Here is an 18,011-nt window from a genome sequence, read left to right on the forward strand (position 1 = left end):
CTGTTGGGTTTTGGCTGCACCTGCTGGGCCGTTGGCGGCTGAGTAAGGTGAGTACTTCAAATTCCGGTGTAACTGAAAAGCAGGCTCAAATGCTCCAGAGAGCACTCAACAAACGTTCGTTCAACAGTCCCGGCTCCAGCGGTTTAGGCCGGCGGGCCATGGCGCTGACAAACTGCTCCAGCGCTTCATGCAGACGCTGCTCCAGCGCCGGTGCCAGTTGTGCCGCGGCACTGCCTTCGCCATACGCGATCTGGCTGTCCTCGGCAAAAATCCCTTGCAGCATTTCCTGGGCTTTCAGTGCCGACAGCACAGGCTTGAGGGCGTAATCGACCACCAGCATGTGGGCGATGCTGCCACCGGTGGCCATCGGCAAAACAATCTTGTGGCTCAAGGCACGCTCGGGCAGCAGGTCCAGCAGAGTCTTCAGGGCGCCGGAGAACGAAGCCTTGTAAACCGGCGTGGCGATCAGCAGGCCATCGGCGCTTTCAATCTGAGCGAGCAGGTCGAGCACCTTGGGGCTGTCGAAACGGGCGTGGAGCAAATCCTCGGCAGGGAAGTCCCGCACCTGATAACTCACCACTTCCACCCCTTGCTCCTGCAACCAGCGTTGCGAGCGCTCCAGCAACACCCCGGATCGGGAGCGTTGGCTAGGACTGCCACCGAGTGAGACAACCAGCATTCAGACGATTCCTTGAGCGTTACAGGCGATTCGCGGGTTGCGATCTCGCTTCGATGGGAGTGACCTTACCAGCTGATTTATATATCCATAAATCATATTTATTCATTTAGTTATGCGTTTTAGAGATATACGTTCTACCTTTTTTCGGGCGAAAAAAAGGCCGTCGAAACGGCCCGAAATCCCCTGCTTTGTGGCTACACGCTGATCGGATCACCTCAAAAGGTTATTTGTTCGGCTGCGGCGTCAGGCGCAGATATGGCTTCACCGCGCGATACCCCTTTGGAAAGCGTTTCTTGATCTCTTCCTCATCCTTGAGCGACGGCACGATCACCACCTCCTCACCGTCCTGCCAGTTGGCCGGCGTGGCCACTTTGTAGTTGTCGGTGAGTTGCAGCGAATCGATCACCCGCAGGATCTCGTGGAAGTTGCGCCCGGTGCTCGCCGGGTAGGTGATGGTCAGGCGAATCTTCTTGTTGGGATCGATCACGAACAGCGAACGCACGGTGAGGGTGTCGTTGGCATTCGGGTGGATCAGGTCGTAAAGATCGGAAACCTTGCGATCGGCATCGGCCAGGATCGGGAAGTTGACGATCGTGTTCTGGGTTTCATTGATGTCTTCGATCCACTTGTGGTGCGAGTCCACCGGGTCGACCGACAGCGCGATGGCTTTGACGCCGCGCTTGCTGAACTCATCCTTGAGCTTGGCGGTAAAACCCAGCTCGGTGGTGCACACCGGGGTGAAGTCCGCCGGGTGGGAGAACAGCACGCCCCAGCTATCGCCCAGCCATTCGTGGAAACGAATCTTGCCGGCGCTGGAGTCTTGTTCGAAATCGGGGGCGATGTCGCCGAGTCTGAGGCTCATGGTGCTGCTCCTGATGAGTTGTTGGAGACCTCAACTGTAGCTTGGCTTTTGATCTTCTGAAAAAGAATAAATAAATAGATATCTAGATCTTAAAAGAATATTAAAGATCTGTTCACTGGACGCCCGGCCGCATCCCGACGAACATCGGTCGCAAGGTTCGAGAAGGCCTTGAGTTGCTGTAAAGAGGGAAATTCGGGGAGGGCTTACGGGGGTGGGCCTGACTCGAAAACGCAAAAGCCCCGTCCGGCGCGATGCCGGACGGGGCTTTTTTACATCAGCGGTTCGAAGCGCGCTATTACATCAGCGGGATCGAGTAGCTGACGATCAGGCGGTTTTCGTCCTGCGAACGGGTGTTCGGCAGGTCGGTGCGCCATACAGCGTTTTTCCACATCAGGCCGACGTTTTTGAACGGGCCTTCCGGCACTACGTAGCCGATGGTGAAGTCGCGTTCCCACTCGGAACGGTTCGAAGCATTCTCGCGACCGTTGGTGCCAACGGTATCGATCGAATCACCTTTGAGGTAAACCACACCAGCGGTCAGACCAGGTACGCCGACTTTAGCGAAGTCATACGAGTAGCGAGCCTGCCAGGTTTTCTCGCCGGCACGACCGAACTTCTGGATCTGCATGTCGGTGATGGTGTAGTTCGACGAACCGTCGCCCTGGTTCAGCCAAGGGAAGTCGCTGCTGCCGTTGGAAACCTGGTAGCCGCCGCCGAAGGTGTGACCGGCAACGGTGTACAGGAACAGGCCGCTATACAGGTTGTTGTCGACTTCACCACGACCGTTACGGAAGCCAGTGTAGTTACCCGAACTGTAGTAGGCCGAGTCAGTGCCGTTCTTGCCGTCATCGGAACTGTTGAAGTAACGGAAGTCCGACTTCAGCACGCCCGGGCCGATTGCCCAGTTGTGTACCAGACCCAGGAAGTGCTGCTTGTAGAAATCTTCCAGGTTGCCGTAGTAGTACTGGGCAGTCAGGTCTTTGGTGATTTTGTAGTCACCGCCACCGTAGATGAACTTGTTGCTGTCACGGAAAGCTGTGCCGCGGCTGTTTGCACCGCCGATGGACAGGTTTTCGTTGTTGCTGGAGTTACGACCTTTTACGGCTTCGATCTGACCACCGACCAGCGTCAAGTCTTTGATCTCGCCGGAAGTGATCTGGCCACCCTGCCAGGTTTGTGGCAGCAGACGACCGTCGTTGGTCACAATCACTGGCAGTTTTGGCTGCAGGGTGCCCAACTTCAGTTCGGTCTGGGAAACCTTGGCTTTGGCAGTCAGGCCCAGGCTGGAGAAGTTGTCCACCGCTTTGCCATTGGACTCGCTAGGGAACACAGTGCCGCCGTAAGCGGTACCACTGTTGCCGTTAGTGCCGCCGCCCGAATCCAGACGCACGCCCAGCAGGCCGATGGCGTCGATACCGAAGCCTACGGTGCCTTGGGTGTAACCGGAGGTGAAACGCAGATCGAAGCCTTGGCCCCATTCTTCGTTCTTGTTGGCGCCAGCGCCATCACGGTTATCAGTGTTGATGTAGAAGTTACGCAGCCCCAAAGTTGCCTTGCTGTCTTCGATGAAACCGGCGGCGCCTGCCTGCTGCGCCATAACCCCTACGGCCACAGCCAGGGCCAAGGTGGACTTGTTCATGTAAAGCTCCTCTCGTTTCTAATTCTTGTGTTCCTGGCCCGGGATCTGATGCCCTGGGTCCTAAGATGCGCGATTAGCGCCAGACCGTGACTGACAAGTCAATCGTAACCTTGTGTGTCTACGACCAAGGTCTAATCGCAGTGATTTGGTCCGTGCAGGGTAAAGACTTCCTGATAAACCCAAAAAGAATTTATTCATTCTTTTTCATATCATTTCGGAATATGGCCAGTAAGTGGCCATCAATGCCGGGATACAGCGTATCGGCGACTAAGCTCATTCCTAAATGGTATTTGTTAGCCTTTTTTTAGATCGATTAGCTTTGGCGCAACCCAAAAACGTCAAACCCTATCGAAAAGGCGACGCCATGATGGCCAAACGCGCACTATCTAGTCAATTTGTTACAGTTTGTGTGTCGGCACTGATTTCTTTTTCCGCTCACGCCGCCAACCTTACTGTGGGTTACCAGACCGGGATCGACCCGAGCAAAGTGCCTCAGGCCGACGGCGTCTACGAGAAAACCATTGGCGAGAAGATCGACTGGCGTCGCTTCAACAGTGGCCCGGAAGTTGTGACAGCCATTGCTTCCGGTGATGTGCAGATCGGCAACCTCGGTTCCAGCCCCCTCGCTGCAGCCGCTTCGCGCAACTTGCCGATTGTTGCCTTCATCGTGTCGGCACAGATCAACGCCGCCGAAGCCTTGGTGGTGCGCAACGGCAGCGGCATCAACAACCCGCAGGATCTGGTGGGCAAAACCATCGCCACGCCCTTCGTGTCCACCTCTCACTACAGCCTGCTCGGCGCACTCAAGCACTGGGGCCTGGACACTTCAAAAGTCAAAGTGGTGAACCTGCAACCGGCGGAAATCGCGGCGGCCTGGAAGCGCGGGGATATTGATGGCGCCTTTGTCTGGTCGCCGGCACTGGGTGAAATCCGCAAGACCGGCAAGACCCTGACCGATGCCGCACAGGTCGGCCAGTGGGGTGCTCCAACCTTCGAAGTCTGGGTCGCGCGAAAGGACTTCGCCGAGAAGCATCCTGAGGTCGTGGCCAAATTTGCCAAGGTCACACTGGACTCGTTCGCTGACTATGCGGCGCATAAAGACAGCTGGACGGCTGACTCCGAGCCTGTGCAAAAAATCGCCAAACTGACCGGTGCCAACGCGGTTGATGTTCCTGAGTTACTGGCCGGTTCTGCATTTCCTGATGCCAAGGCACAGAAAACTACTGCGCTGCTGGACGGCGGCACGGCGAAGGCGATCGGGGAGACGGCGAAGTTTCTGAAGGAACAGGGCAAGGTTGAGACGGTGCTGACGGATTACTCGCCTTATGTCAGCGCGAAGTTCGTAGCTGAATAAAAAACCTGTAGGAGCTGCCGAAGGCTGCGATCTTTTAATCTTGTCTTTTTATAAACAAGGTCAAAAGATCGCAGCCTCGTTTCACTCGACAGCGCCTACAGAGCTCCTGATCAGGATCAAAGGGTTTTTTCGAAGATCTTCGAATTACGCTGATAGTTGTACAGCGACGCCCGCGCCGCAGGCAGACGTTCAACGCTGCTCGGTTCGAACCCGCGCTCACGGAACCAGTGCGCGGTGCGGGTGGTGAGGACGAACAGCGTCTTCAAACCCTGCGCACGGGCACGCGTCTCGATGCGTTCCAGCAGTTCATCACCACGACCGCCATGACGGTACTCCGGGTTCACCGCCAGACAGGCCAGCTCACCGGCATCCGAATCGGCAATCTGATAGAGCGCCGCACAGGCGATGATCATGCCTTCACGCTCGACCACGCTGAACTGCTCGATCTCGCGCTCCAGCACTTCGCGCGAACGACGCACCAGAATCCCCTGCTCTTCCAGCGGACTGATCAGGTCGAGCAAGCCACCGACGTCTTCAATCGCCGCCTCACGCACCAGTTCGAATTGCTCCTGGGCCACCAGCGTACCGCCACCATCACGGGTGAACAGTTCGGTCAGCAGCGCGCCGTCCTCGGCATAGCTGACGATGTGGCTGCGCGCCACGCCGCCACGACAAGCTTCGGCGGCGGCATCCAGCAGTTCCGCCTGATAGTTGCTGCTGCCCAGACGCTGCAAATGCGCCGGCACTTGCTGTGGGCGCAGTTCGCGCACCAGCCTGCCGTTCTCGTCGATCAAGCCGAGGTCAGCGCCGAACAGCAGCAGCTTGTCGGCACCCAGATCGATGGCGGCGCGGGTGGCGACGTCTTCGCAGGCGAGGTTGAAAATCTCACCGGTCGGCGAGTAGCCCAGTGGCGACAGCAGCACGATGGAGCGCTCGTCGAGCAGACGATTGATGCCCTTGCGATCGACCCGACGCACTTCGCCGGTGTGGTGATAGTCGACGCCTTCAAGTACGCCGATCGGGCGCGCGGTGACGAGGTTGCCGCTGGCCACGCGCAGGCGCGAGCCCTGCATTGGCGATGAGGCCATGTCCATCGACAGCCGTGCTTCGATGGCGATGCGCAACTGGCCAACCGCGTCGATCACACACTCAAGGGTCGCGGCATCGGTGATGCGCATGCCGTGGTGGTAATGCGGGGTCAGGCCACGCGCGGCGAGGCGGGTTTCGATCTGTGGGCGCGATCCGTGGACCAGCACCAGACGCACGCCGAGACTGTGCAGCAGCACGATGTCGTGAACGATGTTACCGAAGTTCGGATGCTCCACCCCATCGCCGGGCAGCATGACGACAAAGGTGCAGTCGCGATGGGCATTAATATAAGGAGACGCGTGACGAAGCCAATTGACGTATTCGGGCATGAACCTGGGCCTGTAATAAAGAGCAGCCGGGAAAAAGGGCGAAACGGAAAACGCACAGCGGGCTGATGGTTATCGTCGGAACAGGCTTGGCGACACGCGCGCTCTCCTCATGAATACGGGTTGGGTAACCGCTAATTTAACGGCTTGCCCCTGTAGGAGCTGCCGAAGGCTGCGATCTTTTGATCTTCAAAACAAAACCAAAAGATCGCAGCCTTCGGCAGCTCCTACAAGGAATGCGTTCAATTCTTCAGGCAGTAATGTTCAATCAGCTGTCGCAATAGATGCACGGTAGGCTGTAAACGTGACATTTCAAGGTACTCGCCGGGCTGATGCGCACAGGCGATGTCGCCGGGGCCGAGCACGATGGTTTCGCAGCCAAGGCGCTGAAGATAAGGCGCTTCGGTGCCGAACGCTACCGCTTCAGCCTTGTGGCCTGTGAGTTTTTCCGCTATCCGCACCAGTTCAACGTCTTCAGCCTGCTCGAACGGCGGCACTTCGGGGAACAGTGGCTTGTAATCGATCTTCACCTGATGCCGCTCGGCAACCGGTTTGAGCTTACGCAGAATCTCGGCACGCAGGACTTTCGGGTCCATGCCCGGCAGCGGTCGCAAGTCAAACTCCAGCGAACACTGGCCGCAGATGCGGTTGGGGTTATCGCCGCCATGGATGCAGCCGAAGTTCATCGTCGGTTGCGGCACGCTGAATTGCGGATTGTTGAATTCGCGCTGCCACAGCAGGCGCAGACCACGCAGTTCACCGATGGCATCGTGCATGGCTTCGAGGGCGCTATGGCCCAGGCGCGGATCCGACGAGTGGCCGCTCTGCCCGAGAATGTCGATGCGCTCCATCATGATGCCTTTGTGCATGCGGATCGGTTTGAGCCCGGTCGGCTCGCCGATCACTGCAGCACGGCCTAGCGGACGTCCGGCCTCGGCCAGCGCACGGGCGCCGGACATCGAGCTTTCTTCATCGCAGGTCGCGAGGATCAGCAGCGGTTGCTTGAACGGCTGATCGAGCAGCGGTTGCACGGCCTCGATGATCAGGGCGAAGAAGCCCTTCATGTCGCAACTGCCCAAGCCAACCCAACGGCCATCGACTTCGGTGAGTTTCAACGGATCGGTCTGCCACAGCGCGTCGTCGTACGGCACCGTGTCGCTGTGCCCGGCCAGCACCAGCCCACCGGGGCCGCTGCCGAAACTGGCGAGCAGGTTGAATTTTCCGGGGCTGACCTGCTGGATATCGCAACTGAAGCCCAGATCACCCAACCATCCGGCGAGCAAATCGATCACGGGCCGGTTGGACTGATCCAGGCTCGGTTGCGTGCAGCTGACCGACGGCGCAGCAATCAGCGCGGCGAACTGGTCTTTCATGGACGGCAAAGGCATCGCTGACTCCAACTCCCGAATTGAGGTCCATCATAGAACCATCCGGCGCCAGGAATAAACCGCCGCAGGGCGTAGGACGAATCAGTCCTGTACACTGCACGGCCTTGGCAGCCACACATTCCCCCGGCTGCGCTCCCGATCCTGGATTTTCCGGCCATGCAGAAAGAAACCGAAATCAAACTCCGCGTCAGCCGCGAAACCCTCGCTGCCCTGCGCGAGCACCCGTTACTGAAAAAACGCAACAAAAATGGCTGGGAACGCCGTGAGTTGATGAACCAGTACTTCGACACTCCAGAGCGTGACCTGGCCCAGGCCAAAGTCGCCCTGCGCCTGCGCAAGGATGGCGATGAGGTGATTCAGACCCTCAAAACTCGCGGCCAAAGCGTCGCCGGTCTGTCCGAGCGTAACGAGTACGACTGGAAATTGCCCAAAGCCAAACTCGACGTGAAGAAACTCGACGGCGAATGCTGGCCCGAGTCGCTGGCCGAGCTGGACAAGAAAACCCTGAAGCCGATCTTCACCACCGATTTCGTCCGCGAGCGCGCCGAAATCGCCTGGGGCCGCGGCAAGGCCAAAGTGGTCATCGAAGCCGCTCTGGATCTGGGCCACGTCGTGGTCGGCAAACAGAAAGAAGAAATCTGCGAGCTGGAACTGGAATTGCGCGAAGGCGAGCCTGCCGCGCTGCTGGAGCTGGCCGCCGAACTGGCTGAAACCCTGGCCCTGATGCCGTGCGACATCAGCAAGGCCGAGCGCGGCTATCGTCTTTACGACGCCAACAGCTACTCGCTGAGCCTGCCGGCGCCACAACTGACGACCGAAACCCAGCTGGACGATGCATTCGCCGCGCTGTGCTGGCATTTGCTCGGTAGCAGCCAGCGTCTGGCTGAGCAATACCGTTTCAACGGTCACTGGCGTCTGCTGCTGGACTGGGTCGAGAACCTCGCCGAAATGCGCGCCCTGCTCAGCAGCCTCGGCCAGGCCGCACCGCGTCCGTCGACCCACGACCTGCGTGTGGCCCTCGATGCACTGCTGGAAGACTGGCGCCCGCTGGTTCAGGCCGGTATCGAAGATGAAGACGTGCGCAAAGCCGCGCCGGAGCAATTCCTCGAAGAACTGGAAGATCCGCGCTGGGGCCTGTTCTCGCTGAACGCGTCCCGCTGGTTACTGGCTCGCACCTGGACTGCCGAGCGCAACACTCGTGGCAACCGTCAGGGCGCCGCGCAACTGCACAGTTGGTTGCCGCGCATGCTGGGCGAAGAAGCCACCTCCCTGCAATTGCAGCGCTATCAGCAGCAGCCGGAAGATCTGGCTGAGCAACTGCCGCGTATCGAGCGCATTCAGGTCTGGCTGCACCACGCGCGTAACGTGCTGGAGATCCCGGAAATGGATCGCCTGTACGGCGAGCTGAACAAACTGGCACAACTGGCCAACGAGCCGACGATCACTGACGAACTGCTCGATGCGCGCAAGCAGCAGGCGATTGCCGTTTATCAGAATCGTGCGTGGAAAATGCTGCTGCGTATGTGATTACTTTGTGGTGAGGGGATTTATCGAAACGTCGCACCGCCCCGATGGGTCGTGAAGCGGCCCGCTTTTATTAGAAAGCTGGGACTGCTCCGCAGTCCATCGGGGATAAATCCCCTCACCACAGTAAATCTCCTCACCACAAAGGCTTTCAGCGCAGTACCGGCAAACTGGTGGTGGACTTGATCTCCGACAACGCCACAATCGAATTCACTTCCTGTATCCCCGGCACCAGCGACAGCTTCTCGAAGAAGAACCGCTCATACGCCTCGATGTCCGCCGCGACGATGCGCAACAGAAAATCCACCGCGCCCATCAGCACATAACACTCCAGCACTTCCGGAAACCCACGAATCGCCTCGGTGAATTCGGTGAAGTTCGAACGCCCGTGCGCATTGAGTTTGATCTCGGCAAAAATCTGCGTGTTCAGGCCGATTTTCTTGCGATCCAGCAACGTCACCTGCCCGCGAATGATCCCCTCTTCTTTCATCCTCTGAATCCGCCGCCAGCACGGCGATTGCGACAGTCCCACCTGCTCGGCGATCTGCGCACTCGAAAGAGAAGCGTCCTCTTGCAGCAGGGCGAGAATCTTGCGGTCGTAGCTGTCCAGCTCGCTATGCATAGGAAAACCTCTAATTAACCATCTTACGAATTGATCAATTCGATCATTCGCCAATAACGCCCATCATAGATAAGAAATACCCGGCACCGAATGTAAAAATTCCTCCTGTGATTTTGGAGACCTGCCATGCCCCACCTCGAAGCCGTCAACACCAGTCCGACCCGCGCCGACGTCTGGAACGTCAGCAACGCCCACTGCCTGGCGCAGTATCAGATCCTCGCCGAGGCCGAGCCGGATGTGCTGGTGCGGGTGCTGAATTTATTCGCGCTGCAATTCCTCACGCCCGAGCAGGTCAACGTGCAGCGGCTGGATGACATGCTGTCGATCGACCTGGTGATGAGCGGTTTGAGCTGGCACCGCGCCCAAGTGATTGCGGAAAAACTTCGTAACCTGATCAGCGTCTGCTCGGTGAATCTGCAAAACGCCGACACGGTGTGGGATGCGCCGGCGCAAGCGGCCGGCTGAAAAATCCGGCAACGGCTTCGTCGGGTAGTGGCCCAACGGTCTGCGGGGCCACGACTATCCTTTGCGCAATGTCGCTCAAAAGGAAGCCCGCATGTCCGTTCAACTCGCCACTCAGGACCGCTGGCTGGAACTCAACGATGTATTGCGTGAACTGGTCGCCCAAGGCTTCATCAGCCAGGACTCGGCGGAACAGGCGCTGAATGCCCGTCGTCGCCACGCCGCACATGGCCAGAAGCATCCGCTGGAGTTCATCGCCGGCCAACAACTGGACGACCTCAGCCGACCGGGCAAACACCTCGATCTGGAAAGCCTGACCCTGTGGCTGGCGCAACAGGCCGGGCAGCCGTATTTGCGCATCGACCCGCTGAAGATCAACGTCGCCGCCATCACGCCGCTGATGTCCTATGCCTTTGCCCAACGCCACAAGATTCTCGCCGTCGCCGTCGACCGCGACTCGGTGACCGTGGCCAGCGCCCAGCCCTACGTGAATGGCTGGGAAGCCGACCTGACTCACGTCCTGAAGCTGCCGGTCAAGCGGGTGGTGGCCAACCCGGCGGACATACAGCGTTTCAGTGTCGAGTTTTTCCGCTTGGCCAAATCGGTCAGCGGCGCCAGCAACGCCGATCAGCAGAGCGGCAATCTGGGCAACTTCGAACAACTGCTCAATCTCGGCGCCAGTGATCAGGAGCCGGATGCCAACGACGCGCACATCGTCAACATCGTCGATTGGCTGTTCCAGTACGCCTTTCAGCAGCGCGCCAGCGATATCCATATCGAGCCGCGCCGCGAGCAAGGCACCGTGCGTTTTCGCATCGACGGCGTATTGCACAACGTCTACCAATTCCCGCCGCAGGTGACCATGGCGATTGTCAGCCGCCTGAAAAGCCTCGGCCGGATGAACGTCGCCGAGAAGCGCAAACCTCAGGACGGCCGGGTCAAGACCAAGACCCCGGACGGTGGCGAAGTCGAATTGCGCCTGTCGACCCTGCCCACCGCGTTCGGCGAAAAAATGGTCATGCGGATCTTCGACCCCGAAGTGCTGCTCAAGGATTTCGATCAGCTCGGGTTTTCAACTGACGACCTGCGCCGCTGGCAGGACATGACCCGCCAGCCCAACGGCATCATTCTGGTTACCGGCCCCACCGGTTCGGGCAAGACCACCACGCTCTACACCACGCTGAAAAAACTGGCGACGCCGGAGGTCAACCTCTGCACCATCGAAGATCCGATCGAGATGGTCGAACCAGCCTTCAACCAGATGCAGGTTCAACACAACATCGACCTGAGCTTCGCCGCCGGGGTGCGCGCACTGATGCGGCAGGACCCGGACATCATCATGATCGGCGAGATTCGCGACCTCGAAACCGCCGAAATGGCGATTCAGGCGGCGCTGACCGGTCACCTAGTGCTATCGACCTTGCACACCAACGACGCCCCCTCCGCGATCAGCCGCTTGCTGGAACTCGGCGTGCCGCACTATCTGATCAAAGCCACCGTTCTCGGGGTGATGGCGCAACGACTGGTGCGCACCTTGTGCCCGCACTGCAAGGCACCGCTGACCCTGGACGAAGAAGACTGGCAAACCCTGACCCGTCCTTGGCAGGCGCCGTTGCCGAACAATGCACAACGCGCGATCGGCTGCGTGGAGTGCCGCGACACCGGTTATCGCGGCCGCGCCGGGGTCTACGAAATCATGCAACTGAGTGATAGCCTCAAGGCCTTCATCACCCCCGACACCGACCTCACGGCGATCCGTCGCCAGGCGTTCAAGGAGGGTATGCGCAGCTTGCGTCTTTCGGGTGCACAGAAAGTTGCGGCCGGGCTGACGACGATTGAGGAGGTGTTGCGGGTGACGCCGCAAAGCGAGCAGAAATAGCCAAATTGCCATCAAGCGGTTCTTAACCCCGGGCCACGCCGTTACACTTGCGCCATTGCAACTCTATTGATCCATCCAACAAGGAATCGTTATGCAAACCGGAAGTGTGCTTTTACTGTTTGTGGCCCTGGCAATCGCCATCCTGTTCATGGGTTTCAAAGTCGTGCCACAGGGTTTCGAGTGGACGGTCGAGCGCTTCGGTCGCTACACCAACACCCTTAAACCGGGCCTTAACATCATCATTCCAGTGATGGATCGCATCGGTCGCAAGATCAACGTGATGGAAAGCGTGCTGGATATCCCACCGCAGGAAGTCATCACTGCCGACAACGCCACGGTACAGATCGATGCCGTGTGCTTCTTCCAGGTTGTGAACACGGCCCAGGCCGCTTACGAGGTAAACAACCTCGAACACGCCATTCGCAACTTGCTGCAAACCAACATCCGCACCGTGCTCGGTTCCATGGAACTCGACGCCATGCTCAGCCAGCGTGACAACATCAACGAAAGACTGCTGCGCACCGTGGACGAAGCCACCGCACCGTGGGGCATCAAGATCACCCGGATCGAAATCAAGGACATCAGCCCGCCTGCCGACCTGATGGCTGCAATGTCCGGCCAGATGAAGGCCGAACGAATCAAACGCGCGCAAATCCTCGAAGCCGAAGGCCTGCGAGCCTCGGCGATTCTCACCGCAGAGGGCAAAAAGCAGGCACAGATTCTGGAAGCCGAAGGTAGCCGTCAGGCGGCGTTTCTTGAATCCGAAGCCCGGGAGCGTCAGGCCGAAGCCGAAGCCCAGGCGACCAAAGTGGTGTCCGAAGCCATCGCTGGCGGCAACGTGCAGGCGGTCAACTATTTCGTCGCGCAGAAATACATCGACGCGCTGGGCAAGCTGGCTTCGGCCAACAACAGCAAAGTCATTCTGATGCCACTGGAAGCCAGCTCGATGATCGGTGCAGTGGGTGGCATCGGCGAGATCGTCAAAGCGACCTTCGACGGCAAGAAGGCCTGAGCCATGCCAGCTGAACTGTTCACTTTCTGGAGCTGGCTGGGGCTGGGCACTGTGTTGCTCATTCTTGAAGTGTTCGGGGCTGGCGGTTACCTGTTGTGGATCGGCATGGCCGCCGCTGCAGTCGGCGTCACGACGTTTGTCCTGCCGACGCTGCCGTGGGAAATCCAGCTGGTGCTGTTTGCGCTGTTTTCGATCCTGACCGCGCTGTATTGGTGGCGACGCCAACGCACTGCCGTGCGCCGCAGCGATCAACCGAATCTGAATCTGCGGGGCCAGGAGCTGATCGGCAAAGTGTTTGTGGTCAGCGAGGCGATCGTCGACGGCCGCGGCAAAATCAAAGTTGCAGATGGCGTCTGGATTGCCCGTGGGCCTGACACACCGGTCGGCGAGCGCGTTCGCGTAACGGGACAACAAGGCGTGATATTCCTGGTGGAACGTGCCGATTAGTGTGCATGGAACCGGATCGGTAAATGACGATCCAACGCCGTAGTTAACCCCCAGGAGTCACCTAAATCATGCGTCTCAAACTTGCTGTCGCCACTCTGGCCTTGCTGTCCCTTCCCGTTGGTTCAGCGATGGCCGACAGCTTTTGGCGTAACGTCATTTCGTCCGGCGCCACCACTGGCTCGACTTACCTGACCTTCAAGGATCACAAGCTGATCGTCGCTGCGCAGGATGATGCCGGCAGCTTCGTTGCCAGCGATGGCGGCATTCGTGGGCCGTATCTGGAAGCAGCGATGCAGAAAGTCCGCGCCGACAACCCGGGCCTGCAAGCGACGGACATGGAACTGGCGAATGCGATTCTGGCGAAGAACGCCGTGGCTTCCGAGTAAGCCTTTCGCCCACAAAAATGCCGCTCATATGAGCGGCATTTTTTTTGGGACGAAATCAAAAAATCGCAGCCTTCGGCAGCTCCTACACCCGTCCCTGTAAGAGCTGCCGAAGGCTGCGATCTTTTGATCTTCAGCGGTAATCGTCCACGGGGACACAAGCGCAAAACAGATTGCGATCCCCGTAAACGTTATCCACCCGGTTCACCGCCGGCCAATACTTGTGGGCCTTGGTATGCGCATCCGGTGTGATGCCTTGCTCGATGCTGTAGGGCCGCTCCCAGACTCCGGTGACATCCGCCAACGTGTGCGGCGCACGTTTGAGCGGGTTGTCTTCCGCCGGCCAGTTGCCGTTCTGAACTTCGGTGATTTCTGCACGAATGCTCAACATGGCGCCGATGAACCGGTCCAGTTCAGCCTTCGATTCACTCTCGGTCGGTTCGACCATCAATGTCCCCGGCACCGGGAATGACATGGTTGGCGCATGGAAACCGTAATCCATCAAACGCTTGGCGACGTCCTCTTCGCTGATGCCGGTCTGTGCCTTCAACGGCCGCAGATCGAGGATGCATTCATGGGCCACCCGCCCGTTGCGCCCGGTGTAAAGCACCGGGAACGCTCCAGATAAATGCTGCGCCAGATAGTTCGCCGCCAGAATCGCCACTTCACTGGCGTCCGCCAGTTGCGAGCCCATCATGGCGATGTACATCCAGCTGATCGGCAGAATACTTGCGCTGCCCCACGGCGCCGCGCTGACCGCGCCGTTCTGCGCCAGCGGCCCGTCGATCGGCACCACCGGATGATTGGCGACGAACGGAGCGAGATGCGCGCCAACCCCGATCGGCCCCATCCCTGGCCCACCGCCGCCATGGGGAATGCAGAAAGTCTTGTGCAAATTCATGTGCGACACATCGGCGCCAATGTCCGCCGGCCGCGCCAGCCCGACTTGTGCGTTGAGGTTCGCGCCGTCCATGTAAACCTGACCGCCGTGCTGGTGGATAACCTCGCAGATTTCGCTGATGCCCTCCTCGTACACGCCGTGGGTCGATGGATAGGTCGCCATCAGGCACGACAACCGGGCCCCGGCTTCGGCGGCCTTCGCCTTCAAATCCTCCAGATCGACGTTCCCCGCTTCATCGCACTCGACGATTACCACACGCATCCCCGCCATCTGCGCCGAGGCCGGGTTGGTGCCGTGGGCCGAGGACGGAATCAGGCAGATGTCCCGCGTACCCTGCTGGCGGCTCTCGTGATATTTGCGGATCGCCAGCAACCCTGCGTACTCACCCTGTGCGCCGGAGTTTGGCTGCATGCAGATCGCATCGAACCCTGTGATCGCGCACAGCCAACGCTCCAGTTCTTCGATCATCAACGTGTAGCCGACTGCCTGCTCTCGCGGCGCAAACGGATGCAGATGGGCGAACTGCGGCCAGGTGATCGGGATCATCTCGCTGGTGGCATTGAGTTTCATGGTGCAGGAGCCCAGCGGGATCATCGACTGGTTGAGCGCCAGATCCTTGTTCTCCAACTGCTTGAGATAACGCAGCATCTCGGTTTCGCTGTGATGGGCATTGAACACCGGATGGCGCAGATAAGGCGTCTTGCGCTGGAGGTTTTCGGGAATGCCGCAAACCAGTGCCTCAGCGTCAAGATCGTCGACGATCAGCCCATGATCAGCGCCGAGCAACACATCAAACAGCTTCGCTACGGTGTTCTCATCGCAAGTTTCATCGAGGCTCAGGCCGACTCGACCACGGCCCAGAATTCTCAGGTTGATCTGCGCGGCTTGGGCACTTTCGATGATCGCAGTTTGCGCGCCGCCAACCTCCAGCGTCAGCGTGTCGAAAAACTGCGCGTTGACCCGTTTGATGCCGTGGCGCTCAAGACCGGCAGCCAGAATGCAGGTCAGCCGATGCACGCGCTGGGCGATGCGTTTCAAGCCTTCCGGCCCGTGATAGACCGCATAGAAACTGGCGATATTGGCCAGCAAAACCTGCGCCGTGCAGATGTTCGAATTGGCTTTTTCGCGGCGAATATGTTGCTCGCGGGTCTGCAGGGCCATGCGCAGCGCCACATTGCCCCGAGCGTCTCTCGACACACCGATGATCCGCCCGGGGATTGCCCGTTTGTATTCCTCGCGACTGGCGAAAAACGCGGCGTGCGGGCCGCCGTAGCCCATCGGCACGCCAAAGCGTTGGGATGAACCGAACACCACATCGGCGCCCAGTTCGCCTGGCGGTGTGAGCAACAGCAAACTCAGTAGATCGGTGGCAACACAGGCCAGCGCTTGCTGCGCATGCAAATGATCAATCAATGGCCGCAAATCCCGGATCTCACCATGGCTGTCAGGATATTGCAGCAGCGCACCGAACACCTGGTGCTGCCTCAAGTTATCGACAGCGTCGACGATCACTTCGAAACCGAAGCCTTCGGCGCGGGTCTGCACCACGGAAATGGTCTGGGGATGGCAGTTCTCATCGACGAAAAACAGATTGCTCTTCGACTTGGCAACGCGCTTGGCCAGCGCCATGGCTTCGGCGGCGGCGGTGGCTTCATCGAGCAGCGAGGCGTTGGCCAGTTCGAGGCCGGTGAGGTCGATGGTCAGTTGCTGGAAATTCAGCAGCGCTTCGAGCCGGCCTTGGGCGATTTCCGGTTGGTAGGGCGTGTACGCGGTGTACCAACCGGGGTTTTCCAGCACGTTGCGCAGGATGACGGTCGGCGTGAGGGTGCCGTGATAGCCCATGCCGATCAGGCTGGTCCAGACCTGATTCTGCTCGGCATACCCGCGCAGTTTCGCCAGCGCGGCTTGCTCATCCAACGCTGGCGGCAGATCCAGTGCGCGATTGAGGCGGATGCCCGGTGGCACCGTCTGTTCGATCAGCTCGGCCCGGCTGCCGAGGCCGAGGCTGTCGAGCATCGCCTGTTGCTCGGCGGCATCGGGGCCGAGATGACGGCGCAGGAAGGCTTCGGGATCACGTAACTGGCTCAGGGACGGCAACTGGGACATGACGGGCTCTCTCTTGGCTGGCGCTCGGCGTCAATGCAGCACGGTCAAACCAGCATAGCAGCCGATATCGGTGCGCACGGCTTGGCGCGAGCGGCGGTTTCGGGCCATGCTGTGGCGCGCCGGCCCCAGGCACCCAACCAGCGGACGATCAATGCACGATGAGCCAATTGCCCTTTCTGCCATTTTCCAAACCGGTCATTGATGAAGCCACGATTGCCGCCGTGGGCGAGGTGCTGCGCTCCGGCTGGATCACCAGCGGCCCCAAGGTTCAGGCCTTTGAGGCGCAGTTGTCGGAATATTTCGGCGGGCGTCCGGTTCGCACCTTCAACTCCGGCACCTGCACCATGGAAATCGCCTTGCGCATCGCCGGCATCGGCACGGGCGACGAGGTGATCACCACGCCGATTTCCTGGGTGGCCACCGCCAACGTGATTCTTGAGGTCGGAGCCACACCGGTGTTTGCCGATATCGACCCGGTGACCCGCAACATCGATCTGAACCAACTGGAAGCAGCCATCACACCGCGCACCAAAGCGATTATTCCGGTGTATCTGGCCGGTTTGCCGGTGGACATGGATCGCCTGTACGCCATCGCCCGCAAACACAATCTGCGCATTGTCGAAGACGCGGCGCAGGCCTTGGGTTCGGGCTGGAATGGCCAGCGCATCGGCGCCACTGGAGACTTCGTGTCGTTCAGCTTTCAGGCGAACAAGAACGTGACCTGCGCCGAGGGCGGTTGCTTGGTGCTGAACACGCCCGAGGAAGCAAGGCTGGCGGAGAAATACCGCTTGCAGGGCGTCACCCGCAATGGCTTCGACGGTCTGGACGTTGATGTGCTGGGTGGCAAGTTCAACATGACCGATATCGCAGCCACCATCGGCCTTGGCCAATTTGCCCATATCGATGCGTTGACCGCCCATCGGCGTGAACTGGCCCGGCACTATTTCAAATGTTTCGGCGAGGACTTCGAAAGCACCTATGGCGCACAACTGCCGCCGGCGGATTTCGAGAACAGCAACTGGCACCTGTTTCAGTTGCTCTTGCCGGAGCGCAAGGATGGCCTGCCGGCGCGGGCGACGTTCATGGAGCAGATGCAGGCGCGGGGAATCGGGATCGGCTATCACTACCCGCCGATTCATTTGTTGAGCCTGTACCGCGAACGCGGTTTCAAGGAAGGTATGTTACCGGTGGCGGAACGGGTTGGACGGCTGATTGTGTCGCTGCCGATGTTCACGGCCATGAGCAGAGACGATGTCGAGCGCTCGGTGGCCGCCGTAAAAGCCGTACTGCACCACGCCTGACAGGCAGGCACACGCAACTGTGGCGAGGGGATTTATC

General features: G+C 59.3%; 15 protein-coding genes. 8 read left to right on the plus strand and 7 right to left on the minus strand.

What is annotated here, in order from left to right:
* Positions 1-85: 85 nt before the first annotated feature.
* From ssuE to ACA074_RS26725, 3 genes are all read right to left on the minus strand, one after another.
* Positions 86-679 (minus strand): NADPH-dependent FMN reductase, encoded by a 594-nt coding sequence (gene ssuE / locus ACA074_RS26715; RefSeq protein WP_497678079.1) that lies wholly within the window; start codon positions 677-679, stop codon positions 86-88.
* Between the two features lie 223 nt (positions 680-902).
* The gene (locus tag ACA074_RS26720) at positions 903-1,541 is read right to left on the minus strand and encodes a peroxiredoxin (RefSeq protein ID WP_187681058.1); all 639 of its coding nucleotides are present in this window, start codon (positions 1,539-1,541) and stop codon (positions 903-905) included.
* Positions 1,542-1,836: 295 nt separating this feature from the next.
* Positions 1,837-3,180: an OprD family porin gene (locus ACA074_RS26725; RefSeq protein ID WP_497678080.1), complete on the minus strand. Its 1,344-nt coding sequence runs from the start codon at positions 3,178-3,180 to the stop codon at positions 1,837-1,839.
* Between the two features lie 364 nt (positions 3,181-3,544).
* On the opposite strand from ACA074_RS26725, the gene tauA reads away from it, so the two are divergent.
* Positions 3,545-4,534, plus strand: a complete 990-nt coding sequence (gene tauA / locus ACA074_RS26730; protein ID WP_497615563.1) for a taurine ABC transporter substrate-binding protein — start codon at positions 3,545-3,547, stop codon at positions 4,532-4,534.
* 116 nt (positions 4,535-4,650) lie between these two features.
* Here tauA and argA read toward each other — a convergent pair whose 3' ends face one another.
* Positions 4,651-5,952, minus strand: coding sequence for an amino-acid N-acetyltransferase (gene argA, locus ACA074_RS26735; protein ID WP_095186912.1), 1,302 nt, complete (start codon positions 5,950-5,952; stop codon positions 4,651-4,653).
* Positions 5,953-6,191: 239 nt separating this feature from the next.
* On the minus strand, positions 6,192-7,337 hold the full coding sequence (gene argE, locus ACA074_RS26740) for an acetylornithine deacetylase (protein WP_489880606.1): 1,146 nt from the start codon (positions 7,335-7,337) through the stop codon (positions 6,192-6,194).
* A gap of 156 nt (positions 7,338-7,493) precedes the next feature.
* Between argE and ACA074_RS26745 the strand changes: the two genes are divergently transcribed.
* Positions 7,494-8,864 (plus strand): CYTH domain-containing protein, encoded by a 1,371-nt coding sequence (locus ACA074_RS26745; RefSeq protein WP_187678191.1) that lies wholly within the window; start codon positions 7,494-7,496, stop codon positions 8,862-8,864.
* A gap of 148 nt (positions 8,865-9,012) precedes the next feature.
* On the opposite strand, the gene ACA074_RS26750 is transcribed toward ACA074_RS26745, so the two are convergent.
* Positions 9,013-9,483: an Lrp/AsnC family transcriptional regulator gene (locus ACA074_RS26750; protein ID WP_007913818.1), complete on the minus strand. Its 471-nt coding sequence runs from the start codon at positions 9,481-9,483 to the stop codon at positions 9,013-9,015.
* A gap of 126 nt (positions 9,484-9,609) precedes the next feature.
* On the opposite strand from ACA074_RS26750, the gene ACA074_RS26755 reads away from it, so the two are divergent.
* The 5 genes from ACA074_RS26755 (at position 9,610) to ACA074_RS26775 (ending at position 13,669) form a co-directional block, all read left to right on the plus strand.
* On the plus strand, positions 9,610-9,948 hold the full coding sequence (locus tag ACA074_RS26755; RefSeq protein ID WP_497658291.1) for an ACT-like domain-containing protein: 339 nt from the start codon (positions 9,610-9,612) through the stop codon (positions 9,946-9,948).
* Between the two features lie 91 nt (positions 9,949-10,039).
* Positions 10,040-11,824: a type IV pilus assembly ATPase TfpB gene (gene tfpB, locus ACA074_RS26760; protein ID WP_401264475.1), complete on the plus strand. Its 1,785-nt coding sequence runs from the start codon at positions 10,040-10,042 to the stop codon at positions 11,822-11,824.
* 91 nt (positions 11,825-11,915) lie between these two features.
* Positions 11,916-12,836 carry an SPFH domain-containing protein gene (locus tag ACA074_RS26765; protein WP_064116343.1) on the plus strand — a complete coding sequence of 307 codons (921 nt, stop codon included), beginning with the start codon at positions 11,916-11,918 and terminating at the stop codon, positions 12,834-12,836.
* A 3-nt stretch (positions 12,837-12,839) separates the two neighbouring features.
* Positions 12,840-13,283 (plus strand): NfeD family protein, encoded by a 444-nt coding sequence (locus ACA074_RS26770; RefSeq protein WP_187678195.1) that lies wholly within the window; start codon positions 12,840-12,842, stop codon positions 13,281-13,283.
* A gap of 65 nt (positions 13,284-13,348) precedes the next feature.
* Complete coding sequence (locus ACA074_RS26775; protein WP_169843014.1) at positions 13,349-13,669, plus strand: DUF2388 domain-containing protein; 321 nt, start codon at positions 13,349-13,351, stop codon at positions 13,667-13,669.
* A 130-nt stretch (positions 13,670-13,799) separates the two neighbouring features.
* Here ACA074_RS26775 and gcvP read toward each other — a convergent pair whose 3' ends face one another.
* On the minus strand, positions 13,800-16,673 hold the full coding sequence (gene gcvP / locus ACA074_RS26780; RefSeq protein ID WP_497678081.1) for an aminomethyl-transferring glycine dehydrogenase: 2,874 nt from the start codon (positions 16,671-16,673) through the stop codon (positions 13,800-13,802).
* A gap of 158 nt (positions 16,674-16,831) precedes the next feature.
* Between gcvP and ACA074_RS26785 the strand changes: the two genes are divergently transcribed.
* Positions 16,832-17,974, plus strand: a complete 1,143-nt coding sequence (locus ACA074_RS26785) for a DegT/DnrJ/EryC1/StrS family aminotransferase (RefSeq protein WP_489880602.1) — start codon at positions 16,832-16,834, stop codon at positions 17,972-17,974.
* Positions 17,975-18,011: the final 37 nt, after the last annotated feature.

Source organism: Pseudomonas sp. LBUM1655, from assembly GCF_059716085.1.